The sequence below is a fragment of the Synechococcus sp. MU1625 genome (assembly GCF_020514205.1).
Classification (GTDB): domain Bacteria; phylum Cyanobacteriota; class Cyanobacteriia; order PCC-6307; family Cyanobiaceae; genus Parasynechococcus.
Map to the genome: position 1 here is coordinate 51,490 of NZ_VTLA01000005.1, position 20,717 is coordinate 72,206.

The 20,717-nt window shown below is 57.0% G+C and carries 24 protein-coding genes and 1 tRNA gene; 13 read left to right on the forward strand and 12 right to left on the reverse strand.

Annotated elements, in window-relative coordinates:
• Positions 1–30: 30 nt before the first annotated feature.
• The 4 genes from FZX13_RS09425 to serA all read right to left on the reverse strand — a co-directional run bounded on the left by FZX13_RS09425 (position 31) and on the right by serA (position 3,446).
• A complete protein-coding gene (locus FZX13_RS09425; protein WP_226409443.1) occupies positions 31–417 on the reverse strand; it encodes a hypothetical protein in 387 nt (128 codons plus the stop codon).
• A gap of 99 nt (positions 418–516) precedes the next feature.
• Positions 517–816: a ferredoxin gene (locus FZX13_RS09430; RefSeq protein WP_006043345.1), complete on the reverse strand. Its 300-nt coding sequence runs from the start codon at positions 814–816 to the stop codon at positions 517–519.
• 150 nt (positions 817–966) lie between these two features.
• Entirely contained in the window at positions 967–1,860 is an 894-nt protein-coding gene (prmA, locus tag FZX13_RS09435) for a 50S ribosomal protein L11 methyltransferase (RefSeq protein ID WP_226409375.1), read from the reverse strand.
• Complete coding sequence (gene serA, locus FZX13_RS09440; RefSeq protein ID WP_115022364.1) at positions 1,860–3,446, reverse strand: phosphoglycerate dehydrogenase; 1,587 nt, start codon at positions 3,444–3,446, stop codon at positions 1,860–1,862. The genes prmA and serA overlap by 1 nt, the downstream gene beginning before the upstream one ends.
• A 106-nt stretch (positions 3,447–3,552) precedes the next feature.
• Here serA and FZX13_RS09445 point away from each other — a divergent pair, with 106 nt between their 5' ends.
• From FZX13_RS09445 to FZX13_RS09470, 6 genes are all read left to right on the forward strand, one after another.
• Positions 3,553–4,053, forward strand: coding sequence for a hypothetical protein (locus FZX13_RS09445; RefSeq protein ID WP_115022365.1), 501 nt, complete (start codon positions 3,553–3,555; stop codon positions 4,051–4,053).
• Positions 4,053–4,829 (forward strand): photosystem II S4 domain protein, encoded by a 777-nt coding sequence (locus tag FZX13_RS09450; RefSeq protein ID WP_226409444.1) that lies wholly within the window; start codon positions 4,053–4,055, stop codon positions 4,827–4,829. The genes FZX13_RS09445 and FZX13_RS09450 overlap by 1 nt, the downstream gene beginning before the upstream one ends.
• Before the next feature lie 75 nt (positions 4,830–4,904).
• A tRNA-Val gene (locus FZX13_RS09455) sits at positions 4,905–4,976 on the forward strand.
• 42 nt (positions 4,977–5,018) lie between these two features.
• Complete coding sequence (gene murD, locus FZX13_RS09460) at positions 5,019–6,404, forward strand: UDP-N-acetylmuramoyl-L-alanine--D-glutamate ligase (RefSeq protein WP_226409377.1); 1,386 nt, start codon at positions 5,019–5,021, stop codon at positions 6,402–6,404.
• A gap of 85 nt (positions 6,405–6,489) precedes the next feature.
• Positions 6,490–6,936, forward strand: a complete 447-nt coding sequence (locus tag FZX13_RS09465) for an EVE domain-containing protein (protein ID WP_226409379.1) — start codon at positions 6,490–6,492, stop codon at positions 6,934–6,936.
• On the forward strand, positions 6,920–7,648 hold the full coding sequence (locus FZX13_RS09470) for a hypothetical protein (protein ID WP_226409381.1): 729 nt from the start codon (positions 6,920–6,922) through the stop codon (positions 7,646–7,648). Before FZX13_RS09465 ends, FZX13_RS09470 begins: the two co-directional genes overlap by 17 nt.
• On the opposite strand, the gene FZX13_RS09475 is transcribed toward FZX13_RS09470, so the two are convergent.
• From FZX13_RS09475 to FZX13_RS09490, 4 genes are all read right to left on the reverse strand, one after another.
• On the reverse strand, positions 7,600–7,848 hold the full coding sequence (locus FZX13_RS09475) for a DUF2811 domain-containing protein (protein ID WP_115093179.1): 249 nt from the start codon (positions 7,846–7,848) through the stop codon (positions 7,600–7,602). The two genes, FZX13_RS09470 and FZX13_RS09475, sit on opposite strands and share 49 nt — an antisense overlap.
• Positions 7,849–8,163: 315 nt before the next feature.
• Positions 8,164–8,535, reverse strand: a complete 372-nt coding sequence (locus tag FZX13_RS09480; protein ID WP_226397987.1) for a DUF1818 family protein — start codon at positions 8,533–8,535, stop codon at positions 8,164–8,166.
• A 10-nt stretch (positions 8,536–8,545) separates the two neighbouring features.
• A complete protein-coding gene (locus FZX13_RS09485) occupies positions 8,546–8,773 on the reverse strand; it encodes a DNA-directed RNA polymerase subunit omega (protein WP_025362489.1) in 228 nt (75 codons plus the stop codon).
• Positions 8,774–8,815: 42 nt separating this feature from the next.
• Positions 8,816–9,100, reverse strand: a complete 285-nt coding sequence (locus FZX13_RS09490) for a hypothetical protein (protein ID WP_115022373.1) — start codon at positions 9,098–9,100, stop codon at positions 8,816–8,818.
• Between the two features lie 62 nt (positions 9,101–9,162).
• Here FZX13_RS09490 and FZX13_RS09495 point away from each other — a divergent pair, with 62 nt between their 5' ends.
• From FZX13_RS09495 to FZX13_RS09505, 3 genes are all read left to right on the forward strand, one after another.
• A complete protein-coding gene (locus FZX13_RS09495; protein ID WP_226409383.1) occupies positions 9,163–10,737 on the forward strand; it encodes an Hsp70 family protein in 1,575 nt (524 codons plus the stop codon).
• Positions 10,738–10,810: 73 nt separating this feature from the next.
• Positions 10,811–11,656, forward strand: coding sequence for a hypothetical protein (locus tag FZX13_RS09500; RefSeq protein ID WP_226409385.1), 846 nt, complete (start codon positions 10,811–10,813; stop codon positions 11,654–11,656).
• A 30-nt stretch (positions 11,657–11,686) separates the two neighbouring features.
• Entirely contained in the window at positions 11,687–11,908 is a 222-nt protein-coding gene (locus tag FZX13_RS09505) for a ferredoxin-thioredoxin reductase variable chain (protein ID WP_115022378.1), read from the forward strand.
• On the opposite strand, the gene pyrR is transcribed toward FZX13_RS09505, so the two are convergent.
• Positions 11,892–12,443 carry a bifunctional pyr operon transcriptional regulator/uracil phosphoribosyltransferase PyrR gene (pyrR, locus tag FZX13_RS09510; protein WP_226397984.1) on the reverse strand — a complete coding sequence of 184 codons (552 nt, stop codon included), beginning with the start codon at positions 12,441–12,443 and terminating at the stop codon, positions 11,892–11,894. The two genes, FZX13_RS09505 and pyrR, sit on opposite strands and share 17 nt — an antisense overlap.
• A 108-nt stretch (positions 12,444–12,551) precedes the next feature.
• Here pyrR and gpmI point away from each other — a divergent pair, with 108 nt between their 5' ends.
• Positions 12,552–14,189 (forward strand): 2,3-bisphosphoglycerate-independent phosphoglycerate mutase, encoded by a 1,638-nt coding sequence (gene gpmI, locus FZX13_RS09515; RefSeq protein WP_226409387.1) that lies wholly within the window; start codon positions 12,552–12,554, stop codon positions 14,187–14,189.
• Positions 14,189–14,419 (forward strand): preprotein translocase subunit SecG, encoded by a 231-nt coding sequence (secG, locus tag FZX13_RS09520; RefSeq protein ID WP_115022383.1) that lies wholly within the window; start codon positions 14,189–14,191, stop codon positions 14,417–14,419. Before gpmI ends, secG begins: the two co-directional genes overlap by 1 nt.
• 12 nt (positions 14,420–14,431) lie before the next feature.
• Here secG and FZX13_RS09525 read toward each other — a convergent pair whose 3' ends face one another.
• A complete protein-coding gene (locus tag FZX13_RS09525) occupies positions 14,432–15,544 on the reverse strand; it encodes a hypothetical protein (protein WP_226409389.1) in 1,113 nt (370 codons plus the stop codon).
• A 137-nt stretch (positions 15,545–15,681) separates the two neighbouring features.
• Between FZX13_RS09525 and FZX13_RS09530 the strand changes: the two genes are divergently transcribed.
• Complete coding sequence (locus tag FZX13_RS09530; protein ID WP_226409391.1) at positions 15,682–16,842, forward strand: hypothetical protein; 1,161 nt, start codon at positions 15,682–15,684, stop codon at positions 16,840–16,842.
• A gap of 167 nt (positions 16,843–17,009) precedes the next feature.
• Positions 17,010–18,416 carry a hypothetical protein gene (locus FZX13_RS09535; protein WP_226409392.1) on the forward strand — a complete coding sequence of 469 codons (1,407 nt, stop codon included), beginning with the start codon at positions 17,010–17,012 and terminating at the stop codon, positions 18,414–18,416.
• Positions 18,417–18,460: 44 nt separating this feature from the next.
• On the opposite strand, the gene FZX13_RS09540 is transcribed toward FZX13_RS09535, so the two are convergent.
• Together FZX13_RS09540 and groL are read right to left on the reverse strand one after the other, a co-directional pair.
• On the reverse strand, positions 18,461–18,817 hold the full coding sequence (locus FZX13_RS09540; RefSeq protein WP_226409393.1) for a hypothetical protein: 357 nt from the start codon (positions 18,815–18,817) through the stop codon (positions 18,461–18,463).
• A 221-nt stretch (positions 18,818–19,038) separates the two neighbouring features.
• The gene (gene groL, locus FZX13_RS09545) at positions 19,039–20,670 is read right to left on the reverse strand and encodes a chaperonin GroEL (RefSeq protein WP_226409394.1); all 1,632 of its coding nucleotides are present in this window, start codon (positions 20,668–20,670) and stop codon (positions 19,039–19,041) included.
• Positions 20,671–20,717 lie beyond the last annotated feature (47 nt).

The following is a 20,717-nucleotide window of genomic DNA, read 5'->3' on the forward strand; positions in this document are numbered from 1 at the left end:
CGATCGAAATTTTGCTCATCCCCGGCGCCCTCAGGTCGTCGGGGTTTTTTGTTGGGGACTCAGACAGTCCGGAGCCATGGATTTGGGGTGGCGGCTGTACCACCACTCCTGCAGATCTCGGGTGAAGCGCACAGAGAACAGGGTCAGCACCGTGGGCGTAGGCCGCCCCCCTGGCTGTAGAAGTTCCACCGCATAGGACGGGCAACGCCGGGCAGCCAGGTCTGGCACAAACCGTCGTCCGATCCGCCGCCAACTCGGCTCCTTGCTGCGCCAGGCGAGGCGACAGCAGGGCCAGGGCAGCTCTTCACGATCAAACAAACGGCAACAGGGCCCAATCACACGGAAGCTGTACTGACCGCCAGGGCTGGTGTGGACACTGCCGGGCTCCAGAAGATCGTCAACTTCAGGGCGGCTCACGGCAGGTGAAGGCAAGGGACTTGCATGGAAGGCGACCAGACCAAAAAAAACCACCCCCGAAGGGGTGGTTGAAGACACGTCCTGTTGAAGGACGAAAGCTCAATAGAGCTCTTCTTCGGCGTGGGTCTTGATGGTGCAGTCGGAGGTGGGGTAGGCGACGCAGGTCAGCACGAAACCAGCTTCGATCTGGTCATCGTCCAGGAAGCTCTGGTCGGACTGGTCGACGGTGCCAGCGGTGATCTTGCCGGCGCAAGTGGAGCAAGCGCCCGCACGGCAGGAGTAGGGGAGGTCGATGCCCTGCTCTTCAGCAGCGTCGAGGATGTACTGGTCGTCGGGCACTTCGATGGTCTTGTTCAGACCTTCGCTCTCGGAGACCAGGGTGACCTTGTAGGAAGCCATGACTTAGTGAATGCGTACAGGGCTCCGGAAAATCCGGTCCTGCAGGACAGCACTTTTTTACTTCAATTAGGTGCCTAACCAAACGATTCCTGGCTGACTAGGGAGGAGGTCCAATCGGAGACCCCACTCCGATAAGCGTGGCTTATGGGGCTACGGCTGCTGGCGACGGATTTCCAGGAGCCCCCAGCGGCCTTGTTCAGCTTCCGTGGTGACCACCCAGCCCAACCCCCCAAGAACGTCCTTCAGGCGTGGCGCTTGATCCACCAGGAGCCCGCTGAGCAGAGCACGACCATCCGGCTGAAGCAGCCCCTCGAAGCCAGGCGACAGGGCTTCGATCACCGGGGCCAGGATGTTGCAGAGCAGCAGATCAGCGCGGCGGGGCGCAAGCAGCTCCGTCAGTCGCTCCACGGAACCGCGGGCCACCTCAAGCTCAGCCTCCGATCGGTCGTTCAGGCCACGGTTGGCGGCTGTGGCACGCACAGCCAGGGAATCGGTGTCGGCGGCCACCACTGCCTGCGCTCCCAATCCCAGTGCAGCAAGCCCCAACACACCACTGCCGCAACCCAGGTCGGCCACCAGACCCCCCACGGGAGGCGACTGCTCCAACGCTTCCAGGCAGAGCCGAGTGGTGGGGTGGCTTCCAGTGCCAAAGGCACTGCCCGGATCCATGCGGATCACCAGGCGGTCCGCATGCTCCGGCGGAATCTCCAGCCAGGCCGGCAGGATCAGCATCCCCATGCCGACAGGATCCGCCTGCCAGTGCTGTTTCCAGCTGAGGCTCCAATCCTCGTCGGCCACATCGTCCCAGCGTCCTTCGGGCAGGCTGAGACCAAAGGGCTCTGCCAGCGGCTGCAGGCTGGCGATCAGCTCACGCCGCTGGGGCTCCGGCCACTCTGGCTGGGGCAACCAGACCAGCAGCGTCTTGCGGTCAGGCGTTTCCGGCGCATGCTGCACCGCATGGCGATGCAGCCCGAGATCCGTCAGCTTCCACACCAGCGATTCCTCCAGATCTGGAGGGCATGGCAGTGTCAGACGCCACCACATCAGAGCGTGACCGGGTGAGCTTCCTGGATGCCCTCGATCGCCGTGATCGTCTGCAGCAGGTCGGCAGGGATCGGATCATCGATGCTGAGCACCATCACCGCGTCCCCTCGCACGATCTTGCGACCCACCTGCATCGAGGCGATGTTGACGTTGTGTTCACCCAGCAGGGACCCCAGATGACCAATGATTCCGGGCATGTCCCGGTGTCGGGTGAACAGCATGTGGCTGCTCGGCGTCACATTGACCGGGAAGGCATCAATGCTGGTGATGCGTAGATCGCCATCGGCAAAGACGGCTCCAGTGACACTGCGGCTGCCCTGATCCCCGCGCGTGGTGATCTGTAGCGAGCCACCGGCGAAGTCGCGGCTGCTCTCATCCTTCACCTCCAGCACCTGAATACCGCGAGCTTTGGCCTCCAGGGAGGCATTCACGAAGTTGATGCTGTCGCCCAGCCCCGCACTGAGCAGTCCCTTCAGAGCCGCGATCACCAGAGGCTGAGACGGATGGCTGGCGAATTCACCCTGAAGCCGCAGTTCCATCTCCTTCACATGGCCACCGGCCAGCTGACTGACGAGCAGACCAACGGTCTCCGCGAGCTGCAGGTGGGGCTTGAGGCGCTCCATGATCTCAGCGCTGAGGCCAGGGATGTTGACGGCACTACGAGCCGGCAGACCCAGCAGCACATCACGGATCTGCTCCGCCACGTCAATCGCCACATTCTCCTGGGCCTCCTCCGTCGAAGCGCCGAGGTGGGGGGTCAGCACGAGCCCCCGCTCCACCGCCCGCAGAGGGGAGTCTTCCGCGAGAGGCTCACTGGCATACACATCCAGGCCAGCCCCGGCGATCACACCGTTGTTGATGGCTTCGGCGATCGCTGCCTCATCCACAACACCACCGCGAGCACAATTAACGATGCGTGCCGTGGGTTTCATCGTGCGCAGCAGCTCCGCATTCACCAGGTTTTCGGTGTCCTTGGTGCGGGGGATGTGCAGGGTGACGTAGTCGGCTGTGCGGAACAGCTCATCGAGCTCAGAGAGCTTGACCTGCATCTGCTGGGCACGGTCAGCCGCGATAAACGGGTCGTAGGCAATCACCTCCATCCCCATGGCCTGGGCGACCCGGGCGACGTGGGAGCCGATCTTGCCAAGACCGACGACGCCGAGCGTTTTCTTGTAAAGCTCGTTGCCGACGTACTTCTTGCGGTCCCATTTGCCGGCCCGCATGCCGGAATGGGCTTGGGGGATATGACGCGAGAGCGTCAGCATCATGGCCAGAGCATGCTCCGCTGCAGCGATGGTGTTGCCCTCCGGGGAGTTCACCACCAACACACCCCGCTGGGTTGCAGCAGGAACATCCACGTTGTCGACACCGACGCCCGCGCGGCCAATGATTTTGAGTCGACTCGCAGCGGCGATCACCGCTGCAGTCACCTGGGTGCCGGAACGGATCATCAAACCGTCGTACTCACCGATGATGCCGATCAGCTCGTCCTCGGAGAGACCGGTGCGCTGATCCACCTGCGCCACATGGCCAAGGATGTCGATCCCGGCCTGGTCGATCGGATCAGAGACAAGAACTTTCGTCATCGAAAGGCGCAGAACTGCCGCGCCAAACTGTAGAGATCAACATCCACCACCCCCTCCGGTTCGAAGCACAGGGTTCAGAATTCAGCGCATTGGATCTGAATGCCCCATGCCCGTCTGTGTGATGGTGATGGCCGATGCCCCATCGGCAGAAGGTCTGACCCAGCGGCTCCGCGACACCGATCTGCCGCTGCTGAAGTGTTTGACGATCCCGCCTGATGGGGATGCCATCGACAAAGTTGCTCTGCTGAACCCCAACCTGACCCGTCAACAGCGGCAGCGCGGCATGGCCCGCTGGCTGATGCCCTTCGGCTTTCTTGCTGGGGTCACTTTTACCAAAATCACCAACCTCTCCACCTTCGCCAGCTTTGGCCCCTGGGCTGAAACCCTGATCAGCGGCCTGCTCGGCATGGGCTCCGGCCTGATGGGGAGCTACGCCGCGGCCGCCAGCGTCGATTCGGACAACGATGCTGGGGTGCGAATTCTTCGCAACCGCCGCGACGAAGGATGCTGGCTGGTGCTCCTGGAAACCCCCAATGGCATCGAGGCGCCCTGGCAGGTGATTCAACGATCGCGCCCGCAACAGGTGGTACGCCTCGACGACCTGTGATGTTGCCCCGAGAGGATCTGCTAGCGGGAGCCCAGGACCCCAAAGGACTGACGGTGCTGATCGATCTGGCGGAGCAGGTTCTGCGCACCTGGCAACCGGCCTGGAGCCCCTTCCTCAGTGCACCACTCCGGGAGGAAACCCTTGCTCGGCTGGGCAGCCTGAGTGAATTGACCTGGATGAGTGACGGTGGCTATCCGGGGGCCGAGCGCCAACTGCTGCTCTGCCACCGGCGCGATGACACCCCCGATTCGGCAGCACCCGTTCAAGGTCTGCTGATCGAAGGCAACTTCCTCTTCGACCCCCTCTCCCCCGACGACCTGCGCGAGGCGTTGCAGGCGATGGGCATGGACGAGACAAGCCTTGGTGATCTCTGGGTGCGGGGCGATCGCGGCGGGCAAGGGATCTGCACCCCTAGCGCAGCGGAAGCCCTTCATGGACGCGTGGGTGCCGTCCGCGACGTGGAGATCCGCTGTGAATCGCGTCCCCTGGAACAGCTACAGCCTCCCGTGCAACGCAGCGTCCGCACCCTGCAAACCGTGGAGGCATCCTGTCGCCTAGATGCGATTGCGTCAGCAGGATTTGGCCTGTCCCGGGCCAAGATCGTGACCCACGTCAAAGCTGGACGTCTGCGCCTCAACTGGGGGAACGTGCGGCAAGCGAGCCGTGAACTGGTGGTTGGGGACCGACTGCAACTGCAGGACCGCGGCTCTGTTGAGGTGCTCTCACTAACACTCACAAAACGTGAGCGTTGGCGGGTTGAACTGCGCCGCAGTTGAATTGAGCCCCCCCTCCGGCTGCTACTGTTCAGCCTCGATCGGAGGAATCACAAGATTCCAATTCGATCTATTGGCGGGCGATTAGCTCAGGGGTAGAGCACTACATTGACATTGTAGGAGTCACTGGTTCAAATCCAGTATCGCCCACTTCCCTGATAGGGACTGCGTTTTCGAACTTCAGACCTTGCGATGACACGCACGATTGTCGTTGGCTTGGGTCGCTCAGGTTTGGGTGCTGCGCGTCTGCTCAAACAGCAGAGTTGCGATGTCGTTGTTTTTGAACGCGGCGACAACGATGCCCTCCAGCACATCGCGGCTGAGCTGGATCAAGAGGGCATTCAGGTGGTCTTAGGGCAGCCCCTCACCCCAGAGAGCTTCCAACCCTGGCGCGAAGGGCTAGAAGCAGTGGTGATCGGACCAGGCATTCCCTGGGATCATCCAACTCTGATCCAATTGCGATCCGAGGGCATCCAGGTGCGTGGCGAGATGGACCTGGCCTGGGATGCCCTCCGCCAGATCCCCTGGATCGGCATCACCGGAACCAACGGCAAGACCACGGTCACGCACCTGCTCAGTCATGTGTTGGAGCGCTCCGGTCTGAAGGCTCCCATGGGCGGAAATATGGGGCTCTCAGCGGCTGAACTGGCTTGTCAGATCACGGCAGGGGCCTCGCCACGGCCGGATTGGCTCGTGATGGAGCTGAGCAGCTACCAGATTGAAGCAGCACCCGGCATTGCCCCCAAGATCGGCATCTGGACAACGCTGACCCCAGACCATCTCGAGCGCCACGGCAGCCTTGAGGCCTACAGGGCCATCAAGCGTGGGCTACTCGAACGCTCGGACTGCGCCCTTTTCAATGCCGATGATCCGGACCTACGCCAACAGCGAAGCAGTTGGCAGCGCGGCACCTGGGTCAGTAGTGAAGGGGCTAGTCCGGATGGCCAGCCAGCTGATCTCTGGATTGATGCCGAGGGCTTGGTGCGAAACAGCGTCACCACGCTGTTTTCTGCTGATGTCCTGGCGATGCCAGGCAGCCACAACCGTCAGAACCTTCTGCTGGTCACAGCTGCTGCATTAGCAGTCGGCCTCCCCCCACAGCAGATCGCAGACGCCCTCAGCACGTTTCCGGGCGTCCCGCATCGCCTCGAGCAACTCGGAACCCTGTCAGGAGCCACCGTGTTCAACGACAGCAAGGCCACCAACTACGACGCGGCTGAGGTGGGATTACGAGCCATGCAGGGACCTGTAGTGGTGCTTGCCGGAGGACAGACCAAACGGGGCGATGCCAAAGGATGGCTGCAGGAACTCAACACCAGGGCCTGCAGCCTGATCCTGTTCGGAGAGGGGGCTGACGAACTGGCCAGCCTGGCCAAAGCCGCGGGTTATCCAGGCGAACTGCTTCAGTGCCCCGATCTCAAAAATGCTGTGAACTTGGCAGCGGCGGCCGTGCAGCGGAAGCATGCTTCGGCGCTCCTGCTGTCACCGGCCTGCGCCAGTTTTGATCAATACCGGGATTTCGAAGCACGAGGCGAGCACTTCCGCTCTCTGATTCACCCCTTCTTAGACGCCGCCTGAGACAAATCGAACGCAATGGGATGCATCCGGGCCAGGCGGTCCGATGATGACCTCAAACAAGCCTGTTGACGTGGCCTTTTGGTTGATGAAAAGCGAACCCGATGCTTACGGGATCGAAGATCTTCGTCGTGAAGGCACCACGCTTTGGGACGGCATTAGGAATTACCAGGCCCGCAATTTCATGCGCAGTATGGAGGTGGGCGACCAGGCGTTCTTCTACCACTCGAATTGCAAACCCCCCGGGATCATCGGGCTGATGGAGGTCATGGAAACCGGCTTGGTGGACCCCACCCAGTTTGATCCGGCGGCCAAGTACTACGACCCCAAATCAACCACCGAGAAGCCCCGCTGGGACTGTGCGCGCCTGCGATTTCTCGGCGAGTTTGATGCGCTACTCAGTCTCGACCAGCTGCGGGAGATCTACAACGAACAGCAGTTGCCCGTGATCAAACGCGGGAACAGGCTTTCGATCCTTCCTGTTCCAGCTGACACTGCCCACGACCTCCTCTCGCGGCTTGGCCAGCTCCACTGAGATCCCACTGGTCACCCTGCTGCCCCGGGCTTGGATCGGCTTCAGCCGCGGGCCTTGGCGTTGCGTGGGCCTGGCTGCACTGGTCCTGATCAGCGCCAGTGGCCCTGCGGTGGTCGGCCACGACCTGCGTCTAGCAGGCTCCCCGTGGCTAAGCCGACTGGGGGATTTATCGGTGCTGACCAGCCTGGTGCTTCCCCTGTTGCCCCTCTTGGCCCTGCTGCGGCTGACGGATGGCCTGCTCCCTGATCGACGCGACGACCGGCCCGACCAGACCTGGCGGCAGCTTCTGCATCAAGCTTTCACCCTGGTGCTGTTTGAGATGCTTCTCGTGCTGGGGGGGCTCGGACTGATTCAGTCGCTGAGCTGGATGCTCGGACGCTGGAGCACCGCCCTGGCCGGACTCAGCGTGGTACTGGGGGGGCTGGTTCTGATGAGTTGGCTGTTTAGCCAAACCTTGGCCTTCCCACTGCTGGTGCACGAGCGCTGCCGAGCTCTACAAGCGATGGACCACAGCCGCCAGCTGGTGCACCGCAATGGCCTCAAGGTGCTAGCGCTGCTTGGGATGCTGCTGGGGATCAATCTGCTGGGGCTGATCGGAGCGACCCTGGGGCTGCTGCTCAGCCTCCCCTTCAGCGCCCTGGTGCTGATGGCCTGCTGCCGACCTCAAACCCCATTCAGCAACGACTCCCGACGGAACATGTTTCCGACGTAAACCCGGGTGATCTCCCGCGAAGGCGTGCCGTTCTGAACCAGGAAACCGGCCAGCGCCGCCTGAACCAAACGGTATTGATCCCAATTCGGATGACCCTCGATGAATTGGGTCATGGCCTGCTGAAGGGGTTGCGGCACTTCCGATTGGAAACTCACAACACTGCTCTCAGCCGTGGAAGCTTGCTCAAGGCCTTCCGGCATCATTTTGTTTTTCGAAACGAACACTAGTTCTCCACACCACAGCTCCACCGTCAAGGGCAGCCAACATGGAGCCATTCTCATGCATCTCCACATGAGATTCCTGGCTGGAAGCCACTCCCGCACTGACCAGTGCGCCAGAGAGGCCAGACCTAAACACCCCGTCGCCAACGTCAAGCGAAAACAACAAAAACCGGAGGATTTCCACAGCGGTCCTCCATAACGGCGCTTACAGCTCATCGCCTGTGGAAAAACTGTGCAGAGCTCGCGAGAAAAGGCGGGGGAAATCAATGGCTCGAAAATGATTAGCCACACTAATCAATGCTGCGAGTCCCACAGAGTTCTCATCGCAGCCACCGCCGCCGCGGCCGCGGGGGCCGTCCATTCCCCTTCGGCAGCACGGCCCTCCAACGGGGTGAGCAGGATGCGCAAGTCCCATTGATTGCGATCACCGCTCAAGCATCCCCACCAGACGCCGCGATCAAGCTCCAGCTCAATCGCTTCCTCAGGCATCAGCTGGTCAACCAGGCCCCGGTGCTGCTGCTCCAGGGTCATCACAAGATCCACCAGATCTCGCCACTCCGATTCGGTCAACTCAAAAGCCCAGCGTTCTCCTCCAACAAGAACGCAGTAGTGACCGCGGGAGGGATCCCGAGACACACGCCAACCGGCTCCCTCCTGCTGAATCACACCCAGCCGATCAACCAGGCAGCAGGTCGGGCTGGTCCTGCTCGTCACTCAATTCCACAATGGCTCGCTGAACCGGCTTGACACTGGACTCCTCCAGCAGGCCATCGAAGTCGTCGAATCGCCGCTGTTTGGCCCGGAAAGCAATCCGTACGGTCGTCAGATAACGGTTGCTTGATTGACGGATCAAGCTTTCGCCTCGCTTGGCGAGATCTTTGGAGTCAACTCCGGCCGAAAGCACAGGCTTTTAAGGCAAACAATCACACACTAATTGGTGACCGTCTCAAGCCAGCTGATCGGTGTGAAAGGGCACGTGCATGGGATAAGCACGCTGACGAGATCCGGGCACACGCAAAACGATCTGGCGCCCCAAACCCAGAGCGGCCAGAGGCAACCGCAAATAGACCACCAAACCACTCAGCTCCTCGAGGTGAGCATCGTCAACGCACTCGATGCGGATGCTGCCCCAGCTGCGACGCATGCGACAGCTCCGCAGCGGCTCCAGCCTGTCCTGCAGTTCAGGATCTTCCCGGTAGAAGGAGAAGATCAGCTGCTGCAATCGATCCATCGCCTCCAGTCCCCTTAGTCTCATCCTGACTTCACCGTGCCCCGAGCACGGTCACAGATCGCGTGGGCGAAGAAAAGCTTCAGCATTCAGCACAGCGGGGCGGAACACTCGCCATCGATCTGGGCAGCACCACCACGGTGGTGGCGTATCAGGGTTCGACATCAGCCACAGCCGATCTGCTGAACCTGCCAGCCATTTGCATTCGGGCCGGTGAAATCCCGAGCCTGGTTTGGAACGCGACGCAACGGCCCCTGATTGGTCGGCAGGTGCTCGATTCAGGGCTCAATGACTCCAGTGATATCCGTCTGCATCGGGACTTCAAGGGCCGCATCGGTCAAGCCGACGCCCCAGATCAGGAGGCAGCCCGCTGGGCAGGCGAACAGCTGCTTCAGCAGATCTGGAGCCGGCTCCCTCCTGACCTCGCAATTGAGCGGCTGGTGCTCACCGCCCCGGTGGAGTGCTACAGGGCTTATCGCAGCTGGTTGCTGCAGGCCTGCACCGCGCTGCCGGTGGCCGAAATTGCCCTGGTGGATGAACCCACCGCAGCAGCCATGGGTGCAGGGCTCCCGGCCGGATCCACGCTGCTGGTGGTGGACTTGGGGGGGAGCACCCTCGATCTGGCTTTGGTGGCGCTGGAAGGAGGCGAAGGTCGTGCAGCACCGATCGCACAACTGCTGCGGCTGGGGGGACGCAGCCTGGGGGACAACAGCCGCCAGATGCTGCGCACAGCCAAGGTTCTGGGCAAGGCAGGGCTGCGTCTCGGCGGCCGCGACATCGATCGCTGGATTGTGGATCGCTGTTGCCCGGGTCAACCCGCCAATTCCACCCTGCTCAACGCCGCCGAACGCCTGAAATGCCGTTTGAGCGACACCACGCTGGCCGAACGCGAGCAGCTGATGGAGTTAGCGGTGGATGACCAGGAGCATGTTCTCCGCCTGTCACGCAGCGAGCTCAACACCCTGCTGCTGGAGCGGGGATTCGGGGACGCCCTCGAACAACTTCTGGAGACCTGTCTGGCCGGTGGTCGCCGCAACAATTGCAGCCTGGAAGATTTGGAAGGCGTCGTAGCCGTCGGAGGAGGTGCCCGGCTGCCTTTCCTGCGCCAGTGGCTCACCGAGAACACAGCACCAGCACGCTTGCTCACCCCGCCACCAGTGGAAGCCGTGGCCCTCGGCGCCCTGCGACTCACACCAGGGGTTGCCATTCGAGATGTGCTTCAACACGGCGTTTCCCTGCGCTTCTGGGATCAGCGCAGCAACAGCCACCGCTGGCATCCCCTGTTCATGGCCGGACAGCCTTGGCCGAGTCCGGCTCCCCTGGAACTTGTGCTGGCCGCAAGCCAGACAGGGCAAGACAGCCTGGAGGTTGTGCTGGGGGAACCAATCCCGCAGGGAAGCCACAGCGTGGTCTTTATCGATGGATTGCCGACCCTCCAAGAGCAGCCCGCAGGCGAGATCTCCCATCAGCCCTGGCCAGGCGACGCTCTGGTGCTGCCCCTGGAACCGGAAGGCGAAAAGGGCGAAGACTGCTTGAGGCTGCGCTGGAGCATTGATTCTGAAGCGCAGCTTCAGCTGGAAATCATGGATCTGCGCTCTGGAGAAGCGTGGGGCCACCCAATGCTGGGGGCTGTCCGATAACACGTCCGTCCACAGGCCCTTGGAACAGCAGCTGTCAATCCATAAAACAGATTCAGCTTTTGTTCATTCGTTCTTGGCGGCACCGCGCCATCTGCTGCTGCGGCTCTGGGGTCTCGGAACCCTGGGGCTGGTTCTGTCGATCGCAGCAGGCGCCTACTGGTGGGAAAAACAACTGCCTGAACGGCTCCAGAGTGCGCTCAACGCCAACAACTTCGAGGCCTGCATTCGCACCAGTGAGCAACTGGCAGCCCTGCGCTGGTTGGGCGATGGGGCACCCAAAGAACAGGCACTCTGCCGCCGGAAGCATGCCGAACAGCTTTGGGAACAAGGTGACCCCATCGCCGCCTTAGCACTGCAGCAACAACTGGTCGCATCGGGCCACGGCGACCTTGACGTCGATCGCGAGACCCTTGAACGCTGGCGACAGGACCTCAAGGATCAGGCTGTCGCCCTGTTTCGTCAGGGGGAACTTCAGAAAGCGCTCGACCTGCTGGAACCGCTGAAAGGCCACTCCCGCAGTTCGATCAGCCAACTCAGTGCAACGCTGATGGAGATCTGGAACCGCAATCAACTGGAACAGCGTCGGCTGGTGCAACTGGTGGAGCAGGAACGCTGGTGGGAGGCCCTGGACAGCCTCAACAAACTCGACCATCCCTGGTGGCAGCAGCAGGCCCGTGCCACTCGAGAACGGGTGGAGAGTGCGATTCAGGCTCTCGACGATGCCCAGGCGCACCAACAGCATCCAGCGGTGCATGCCGATGTAATCAGTGGTGAGGCGCTAGATGCTGCCGTCCAGGATCAATTGCGCCAAGGCCTGGACCCTTGGACGGCCTTTTCCTCAGGATGCAACCATCTCGGCGGTCGCGTCGAAGAAGACGGGCCAGAAAGTTTCTGTCGACGCGCATCTCCGAGCCCGTGACAAAATGGCTCGGTGGATGATTCAGGTGCGATGCAGGCGGGCGACAGGGTGACGGTTGAGGCATCCGTCGTGGTGTTCAACCATCCCGAACACCGGGGGCAGGCCTTTGACATGAAAGGGCAGAGCGGTGATGTGGTGAACGTCCTCAACGACTGGAAGGGACGGGTGATCAGCCCGACGCTGCCTGTGATCGTTGCCTTCGGCCGCTACAAAGCCCACTTCCGGGCCGACGAACTCAAGTCAGCGGGCTGACGCGGCTGAGGAACACCCCCTCCTCGCCATCCACATCCTGCAAACGCAGTTCGATGCTTTCGCTGCGTCGAGTTGGAACGACGCGCCCACAGAAATCAGGCTGAATAGGTAGTTCGCGATGGCCTCGATCAACCATGGCGAGCAGCATCACCCGTTGCGGACGTCCCCAACTCTGAAGTGCTTCCAGCGCAGCACGCACCGTCCGACCAGTGAAGATCACGTCGTCCACAAGGATCACCAGACGATCCTCAATGCTGTTGGGCAGCGATGTCAGCTGGGGCAAACGGGTCCCGATGCGCTCCAGATCGTCGCGATGGAATGTGGGATCGATCGAACCCTGGGAGATAGCGTGACCCGTCAGCCTTTCCAACTCACCCGCCAGGACCCTGGACAGCTGAACACCTCGTGTTGGGATGCCCAGCAACATGAGCCTGCGGCTGTCTTCGGCACTCTCCAGCACCTGAGACGCCAAGCGCGTCAGGGTGAAACCAAGCTCGCGCTCCGAAAGAATTTCGATCCTGTCAGGGTCAGCCATGGGTGATAAAGCGATGCAGCGGTGTGGGGATCGGGTGAAATTGCAGCCTGAGGGCTGACGGAGCGTTAGGTTGATTCTGCAAAAGTCCTTAAGAACCGTCGGTCGCGGGTGAACGTGGGGAACAGCACTACCAACGGTTCAGGTCGCTCCGGAACAGTGGCACCTGTTGTCCTCGCCATTCTTGATGGCTGGGGCCACCGGGACGCAAGCGAGCACAACGCGATCCAACAAAGCGGCACACCGGTGATGGATGCCCTGTGGCATGCGTATCCGCACACGCTGATTGAAGCCAGCGGATCCCACGTTGGCCTGCCCGATCAGCAGATGGGCAATTCAGAGGTAGGCCACTTAACCATCGGTGCGGGGCGCATCATCCGCCAAGAGTTGGTGCGGATCAGCGACACCGTGCGAAGCAATCAACTGGGTACGAGGCCGGTGCTCAAGGCGCTGGTGGAACGGGTCCAACAGCGGGGAGGGACCCTGCACCTGCTTGGCCTCTGCTCCGATGGCGGTGTCCACAGCCATGTGAACCACCTCTGTGGACTGATCCAGTGGGCTGCCGATAGCGGCCTCTCCGATGTCGCCGTCCATGCCATCACTGATGGTCGCGACACACCAACCCAGAGCGCACCGAACTACATCAGCCAGGTGGAAGAAGCTCTAAGCAGATGCGGCGTAGGCCAGCTCGCCAGCCTCTGTGGCCGTTACTGGGCCATGGACCGGGACCAGCGCTGGGATCGCACCGAAAAGGCTTACAAGCTCTACACCGATCCGGAGATCGCCGTTGACAGCCGTAAACCTGATCAGGTGCTGGCTGCCAGTTATGCCGAGGGAATCACCGATGAATTCCTCGAACCAGTGCGCCTGCATAACAGCGTCATCAATGAAGGCGACAGTGTTCTGGTCTTCAACTTCCGCCCCGATCGCGCTCGTCAGATCGTGCAGGCGCTCTGCCTTGCAGACTTTGAATCGTTCGAGCGCAGCCGCGTTCCCTCATTGGACGTCGTGACCTTCACCCAGGTCGAACAGGATCTGCCCGTCCACGTCGTCTTCCCACCGGAGCCGCTCGACCAGCTGCTGGGCCAAGTGGTGGCTGACGCGGGGCTTAAGCAGTACCGCACAGCCGAGACCGAGAAATATCCCCACGTCACCTACTTCATGAACGGTGGGATCGAACAACCTTTGGATGGAGAAGATCGCCACCTGGTGCCCTCTCCAAGAGTCGCCACCTATGATCTTTCACCGGCGATGTCTGCCGATCAACTCACCGACAGCTGCGTTGCTGCCATCAAAAAGGCTGAATATTCGCTGATTGTGATCAACTACGCCAACCCCGACATGGTTGGGCATACCGGTGTGATGGATGCCGCGAAGGAGGCCATTCAAACGGTTGATGGATGCATAGGCCGCTTGTTGGATTCTGTGGGGCGTCAAGGCGGGACCATGCTGATCACTGCCGATCACGGCAATGCAGAGTTGATGGAGGGGCCGGATGGACAGGCGTGGACAGCCCACACCACCAATCCTGTACCCGTGATCCTGATCGAGGGAGAACGGCGCAAGCTGCCTGGCCATGGCAATGGGATCACCCTCCGCGATAACGGGGGTCTGGCCGATATCGCACCAACCTTGCTTCAGATCCTCGACCTGCCGCAACCGGAGGCCATGACCGGCCTCAGCCTGATTGCGCCCATGTCCAACATGGACCCAACACCCAAGACCGCTCGCTTGCCTCTTTCCGTCTGATGCTGACCTCAATTTTGTCCTGGAGCTGGATCGGCACCGGCATTCTTCTCATTGTCCTTGTGCTGCTGCACAGCCCTAAAGGTGATGGCATGGGTGGACTGGCTGCCAGCGGCAGCTCAATGTTCAGCAGCGCCAGCAGCGCGGAAGCCACGTTGAACAGGTTGACCTGGACCTGTCTTGCACTGTTCCTTTCCTTGGCCGTGATCCTTAGTGCTGGTTGGCTGACCTAAACCAATCAGCACTCAGGAACTCACTATTTCTGCACGCATACTCTGCATACATGCATTTTCAATCCTGCGATTGAAACGCTCTATATCTTCTATATTGCGACTCTGAGCGGCATCTACGGCAAGGTCCATCAACTCTACTTCCGACAAAAGCGAAGCCTCATCAGAAGGCTGAAAATAATTAAAATCAACAGCCATCAACTCACAATATTGCCTATTACTCGATGATGCCCTGCAATCGAGATGACCGATCAGAGAATGCTGAAGACGAGGCGAAAACAATGAATCAAATTCAGCCATTACATCCTCACCACCAGAGAGACGCTTGCAAACACGAAAGAGCCATCGATTCCCTTCATGGGGGAGCGGAAAAAACGACTGCTGCACCGGCCGCAATGAGCTGAGATATTCAGACATCCCATGAATCAAAACCGGATGAAAGGAAAGATTCTTTCGCACATCAAAGGATTCTAAATCTTCAAGCTCTAAGGATATCCCTGTCGAAGACAAAAAATGCTCAAGCAATGAGTAAGGGTGGGAGCGTGTTGGGATATGACAACTCACGACACTGACAGAATCGCCGAGTTCCCTGACCCCGTCATAAAAACGTTGATAATTGGAATACCAATTGCGGTCTTTACCAATAAAAGACAAAGCGAGGAGGCTACGCTCAAGCGCCGTAAATTGACGCCAATTTAAATTACGAACGGATAAAACCTTCAAATCATCAAGAAGCTTCTTTCGATCTCTAAAAAACCATTGAGAGAATGCGGATACATGATAATTAGATTGCAGTCTAGAGTATCCAGATATAACAACATGATCAAAGGAATGTTTTTCCAAAGCCCGTTCCGCCATCGAACAGACAAGGGCTGGACGATTGCCGAGCATTTCATGGCTAATAACAACCTGGGAACTCGATTGAGCGGAAATAACACGATCGACATACTTAAAGGCAGTATCGCGATTCATCTTTAGCGCTCGATCTGCATCGCGCAGTTGCGCTGGATTTAAAAAGCAAAATCCAAGACCACCCTTCGACGCTTGAGCAACAAGCCGGAGAGAGGCTTGAAGAGAGGAAGAAGCACACTTCTGAGCTCCAACATGAATGACCAACCTTCGCGTCATTTAAAACCTCAGAAGCCCCTATTTCAATAAAGATTAGAGCAAAATAGCGGCTCAACGCAATGCCTAGAATTTTCACTACAGAATGCAAACAACAACGTCAAAGCCAATGCTAAAGTTGTAGGGACAACTGGAGTGCAGTGAAAAAAACAAAGCTTTTCCTGCACATTGGTCATGGCAAAACCGGCACTTCCGCTATCCAGTCATCGCTTGCTATCGCTTCAAACGATTTAGCCGAGCAAGGAATCAGTTATCCCATTCAGCAATCGCTACGGGATCGAGCATCTCGTCTGGAAATTACGTCTGGGAATTGGGAGCCCAACTCCGAAATGAGTTTGAGCGATGAATTGCTAGAAATCGCCAAAAGCAATGGAGACAATTCAAAAATTATTTTAAGTTCGGAAACACTTTTTTGGCTGATTCCAGAATTGATTCAAAACAAAAGCAAGTGGGAGAACAATATTGACATACACATCATTCTGGCAGTACGAGAGATTGAAGAGATGCTTTCTTCCGAATACCAACAACGCGTTAAGCGACATGGAGACTCCATGCCACTAGAACAATTCCTTCGAGCAAGACATTTCATATCATCCCATCATGCAAAGGCTGCTGAAATCATTGAATTGATGACTCAGTCAAATATCTCCAATACAATCATTAATTACTCACGGCACAAACAAGACATCTCACAATTAATTTTCAAATTTATTGGCGCCGAAGAACTCTATCCCGCAGACCAGATGGCTGGAGCGACTATCAATCGAAGCCTAAGCCGGAAAGAACTTGAGATTCTGATCATGATCAACGCTCTTTACTACAGTAAATTCCCGTGGATTAGCACAAGAATTTCAGATGCATTAATTAAAAATCAACCCGAGCTGGAGGCCCATCAATCCAAGCTTGCTAAGCCACAGCTCGAGAAAGTATACAGAAAAAATAATGATTATCTTCAAATAATTAATGCATGCCTTGACCCAAATGAACAGTTAACAATGCTCGCAACGCTCAGCCATGAAGCAACGCAAGCCAGTTCGCCCGAACAAGTTCAAAAAATTCGTGACGAGGAAACCATATCAATGTGCCTTATCGGAGATACACTCCTACAGACCTTGACCAAAGAGTCCAAGCGAAAACTCTCCAATGACACCGTTGACGCAATCATCGAATTGAGCCAGTCAGGGAAAGTTTCGAAAACCACGGAGGTTGAACTTTTGGAAGTCGCCAAAGAGAACCGACCACAAGGATTAAAGCTAGGAAAACTATTGGAACGCGCGAGGGCAGAACTTTCAAAGCTTTAATCCGCGAGTCGATCAAGCTCAAGCTGGGCATCCATTAAGTCGGATGTCTCTAGAGTAATTGAGATTGAATCGCCCTAATGAATAAATACGCCGCCCAATAGCAAACTCTTCATCGAGAAAATAAATAGGAAGCATGTATAATCAAGGCTCAGCGGGAGCACAGCGGCATGAAAAAAAATATTCGTGCCAAAAGGTCGGTTAAATATAAATTCAATATTCCATCTAATAAATTACCAAGTTCTCTTGCTCAAGAGGTTCGTAGCTCACTGTGGATAAAAATTATTCATTCCATTGAAAATAGACAAGCCGAACCAATCCTCGAACTAATCAATACAATCGACAGGCAAAAGGGCTCACCATGCTTGCCTCATCCTTTCATAGAATCTTTGGATACTTTTCCAGCCAAAAGCATACGCCAAGGAATGTGTAACTTTATTTTTTTTAGCGATTCAAGTAATAAAAATCATTGGATCTTATGCCAATGCACTTCCTTTGTAGACGCTATTTTTTCGAAAAAATACTCGGGAAAGCACAATTCTTCAGTTAGTGATGATACAATCTTAAAACCTCTCCAGCGAGTTCTCAAAAAAGAAAATAAGAAAAATTCAAATCAATGCGGAAGTAAAAAAGCGATATTCGCGGGCTATTTGCTTGATCAAATCAGGCCATACCATCACTTTTACGACCAACTCAAATGGATGGTCCATTTAAAAGCCAAAAAGCCCGTTATTAGCAATTATTCATTTTTTAGCCCAAAATTCTTAAACAAAAACACCTCTTCTAAGGAGGAAGACAATCATACATTTTCGATGTTCCCGTTGGTCATCGGATCCAATCAGGGGATGAAGCTTGATCAATATTCCGAGAAAATGGAGGAGGTTGTATACAAAGACAGCCTTGAAAACCGGCGTAGCGGAATGATTCATTATCAATGGAGTCAAATTGTCAAAAAACTCAAAGAAATATCGCTGAGAAATAAAAAACTAACCCTTTGGTTTGGCATTTCCGGACAGAAAAGAGTATGGGTAGAGCAAGAAGACTTTCTTCCAACTCTCGTACAACAGCTAAAACCATGGTTCAATTCATTTGTTTTTGTAATTGATGGATTTACACAATATGAAGACACTAAATATCGTGCCAATAAGGGAAGCAAAGCAACCCCTGTCAGCCAAGATCTTGAGGTTATCGATTCCATTCGGCAAAAATTATTGCCCTTTAAAAATGCCTCTGTTGTCAGTCTTGTAGGCAAAACTTATCGAAAAAAAATCCAACAATGTCAATCTGTTGACTTTTTCGTTGCGAACGCCGGTGCGGGCCAGCTGGTTCCACATCGGTTTTGTAAAAAGCCAGGAATCCTGCACTCAAACGAGAAGCATTGCGTTTTCCCGATGGATATTAATAACATTACCGTAAAATTAGTCGATAAATCCCTCGTCAAAGATGTCGGCAACTTGTTTGCCAAAGGCAAGAGATCTGAAAACTCTAGCATTGGCTTGATTAGCTACAGCATAGACGTGCAGATTGTGATCGAAATGATCAAAAATATGTTGAACCTAAAAAGTACGGAGTCTTAAGTATAAAACCAGCAATTAACATGCTTGGTTTTAATTGCTTACGATCATTGCCCTGGCTCTTTCAGGCCTGATTTAAAAAAAGCGAGTTCCTTGTAAACACGATCCATCTCATACAACATTTTCGTTTCTTTCTTTTCGAGGATCTCAACACGTTTCAAAAGATCTTCTAACAATTTATTTTGCAGTGATTCAACTTGCACTTGCCTTTTTTGTACGCCTTGTGATGGTGGTGCCGCAGAGCCTGCTGTAGAAAGAATTCCTCCATCCGTTTCGACGTACAACAACGCCAGACGCTCCAATACCTTGGAATAAGCCTTGTCTTGGCGTCGACAGAGATCCTTAAAACGCTGGAGCGTCTCCGGGGCGAACTGAGCGGCAAAAGCACCGAGGCGCTGTGGCATTTGTCCCGACAGAACCAGACGAATCAATACATTAGCCCGCGCACTTCTGCACCCCTACTCATTCATGTCCTGCAGCTGACACCGCGCCCCAACCGTCATATGTCTTGAAGCGTCTAGATCTGACAAAGCAATGACTGAGTCAAAAAAAGAGGTCCCGCAGGACCTCTTGATATGACTGGGATGTGAGTGATTCGATGGTTTGCAAACCACCCGCACCACCATCAATAGTCGAAGTCACCGCCGCCCATGCCACCGGCAGGAGCTGCTTCCTTCTTCTCAGGCAAATCAGCCACGATGCACTCAGTGGTCAACACCATGCCAGCAATCGATGCGGCATTCTGCAGACCTGAGCGGGTCACCTTGGCGGGGTCAACGATGCCGGCAGCCAGCATGTCGACGTACTCGCCGGAAGCTGCGTTGAAGCCCTCGGCACCTGCGCGAGCCTTGACGTTTTCCGCCACAACAGCACCGTTGGCACCTGCATTTTCAGCGATGCGCATCAGCGGAGCGGTGAGAGCAGCAGCCACGATGTTGGCGCCAATCAGCTCCTCGCCAGAGAGGCTGGAGGCAGCCCACTGCTCCAGAGCCGGAGCCAGGTGAGCCAGCGTTGTGCCACCACCAGGAACAATGCCTTCCTCAACAGCCGCCTTGGTGGCGTTGATGGCATCCTCGAGACGGAGTTTCTTGTCCTTCATCTCGGTTTCGGTGGCCGCACCCACCTTCACCACAGCAACGCCACCGGCCAGTTTGGCCAGGCGCTCCTGCAGCTTCTCCTTGTCGTAGGTGGAGTCGGTCTCGTCCATCTGCTTCTTGATCTGTTCGCAGCGGGCGCCGACAGCAACCTCGTTGCCCTCGGCAACGATGGTGGTGGTGTCTTTGTTGATGGTGATGCGGCGGGCGGTGCCCAACATCTCCAGCTTGGCGTTCTCCAGCTTGAGGCCGGCGTCCTCTGTGATCAGCTGACCGTTGGTCAGAACAGCCATGTCTTCCAACATGGCCTTGCGGCGATCGCCGAAACCAGGAGCCTTCACAGCAGCAACGTTCAACACGCCCCGCAGACGATTCACCACCAGGGTGGCGAGAGCTTCCTTCTCGATGTCCTCAGCAATGATCAGCAGAGGCTTGCCGGTGCGAGCGATCTGCTCCAGCACAGGCACGAGATCCTGAACCAGACCGATTTTCTTGTCGGTGAGCAGGATGTAAGGCTCGTCGAGAACGGCTTCCATCCGCTCGGTGTCAGTCGCGAAATAAGGGGAGATGTAGCCCTTGTCGAAACGCATGCCCTCGGTGACCTCGAGCTCGGTCTCCATGGACTTGCCCTCTTCGAGGGAAATCACACCTTCCTTGCCAACCTTGTCCATGGCGTCGGCAATCATCTTGCCGACTTCTTCGTCGTTGCCGGCAGAGATTGTGCCGACCTGAGCAATGGCGTTGCTGTCAGCGATGGGCTTGGCCATTTCCTGGATCTTGCTGACCAGGAAATCGGAGGCCTTGTCGATGCCCTTTTTCAGAGTGATCGCATTGGCACCGGCGGCCACGTTGCGCAAACCGGCCTTGACCATGGCGTGAGCCAGGACGGTGGCAGTGGTGGTGCCGTCACCGGCAGCGTCGTTTGTTTTGGAGGCGGCCTGGCGGATCAGAGCAACACCGGTGTTCTCGATGTGATCTTCAAGCTCGATCTCCTTGGCGATGGTGACACCGTCATTGATGATCTGGGGTGCACCGAACTTCTTCTCCAGCACCACGTTGCGGCCCTTGGGACCCAGGGTCACCGCAACGGCTTCAGCCAGGATGTCGATGCCTTTCTCGAGAGCGCGACGGGCGTTCTCGTTGTAGATGATGCGCTTTGCCATGGAAGGCGTTTCCTAATGAAGAGAATGAATAGGGATGGCTGAGCCGC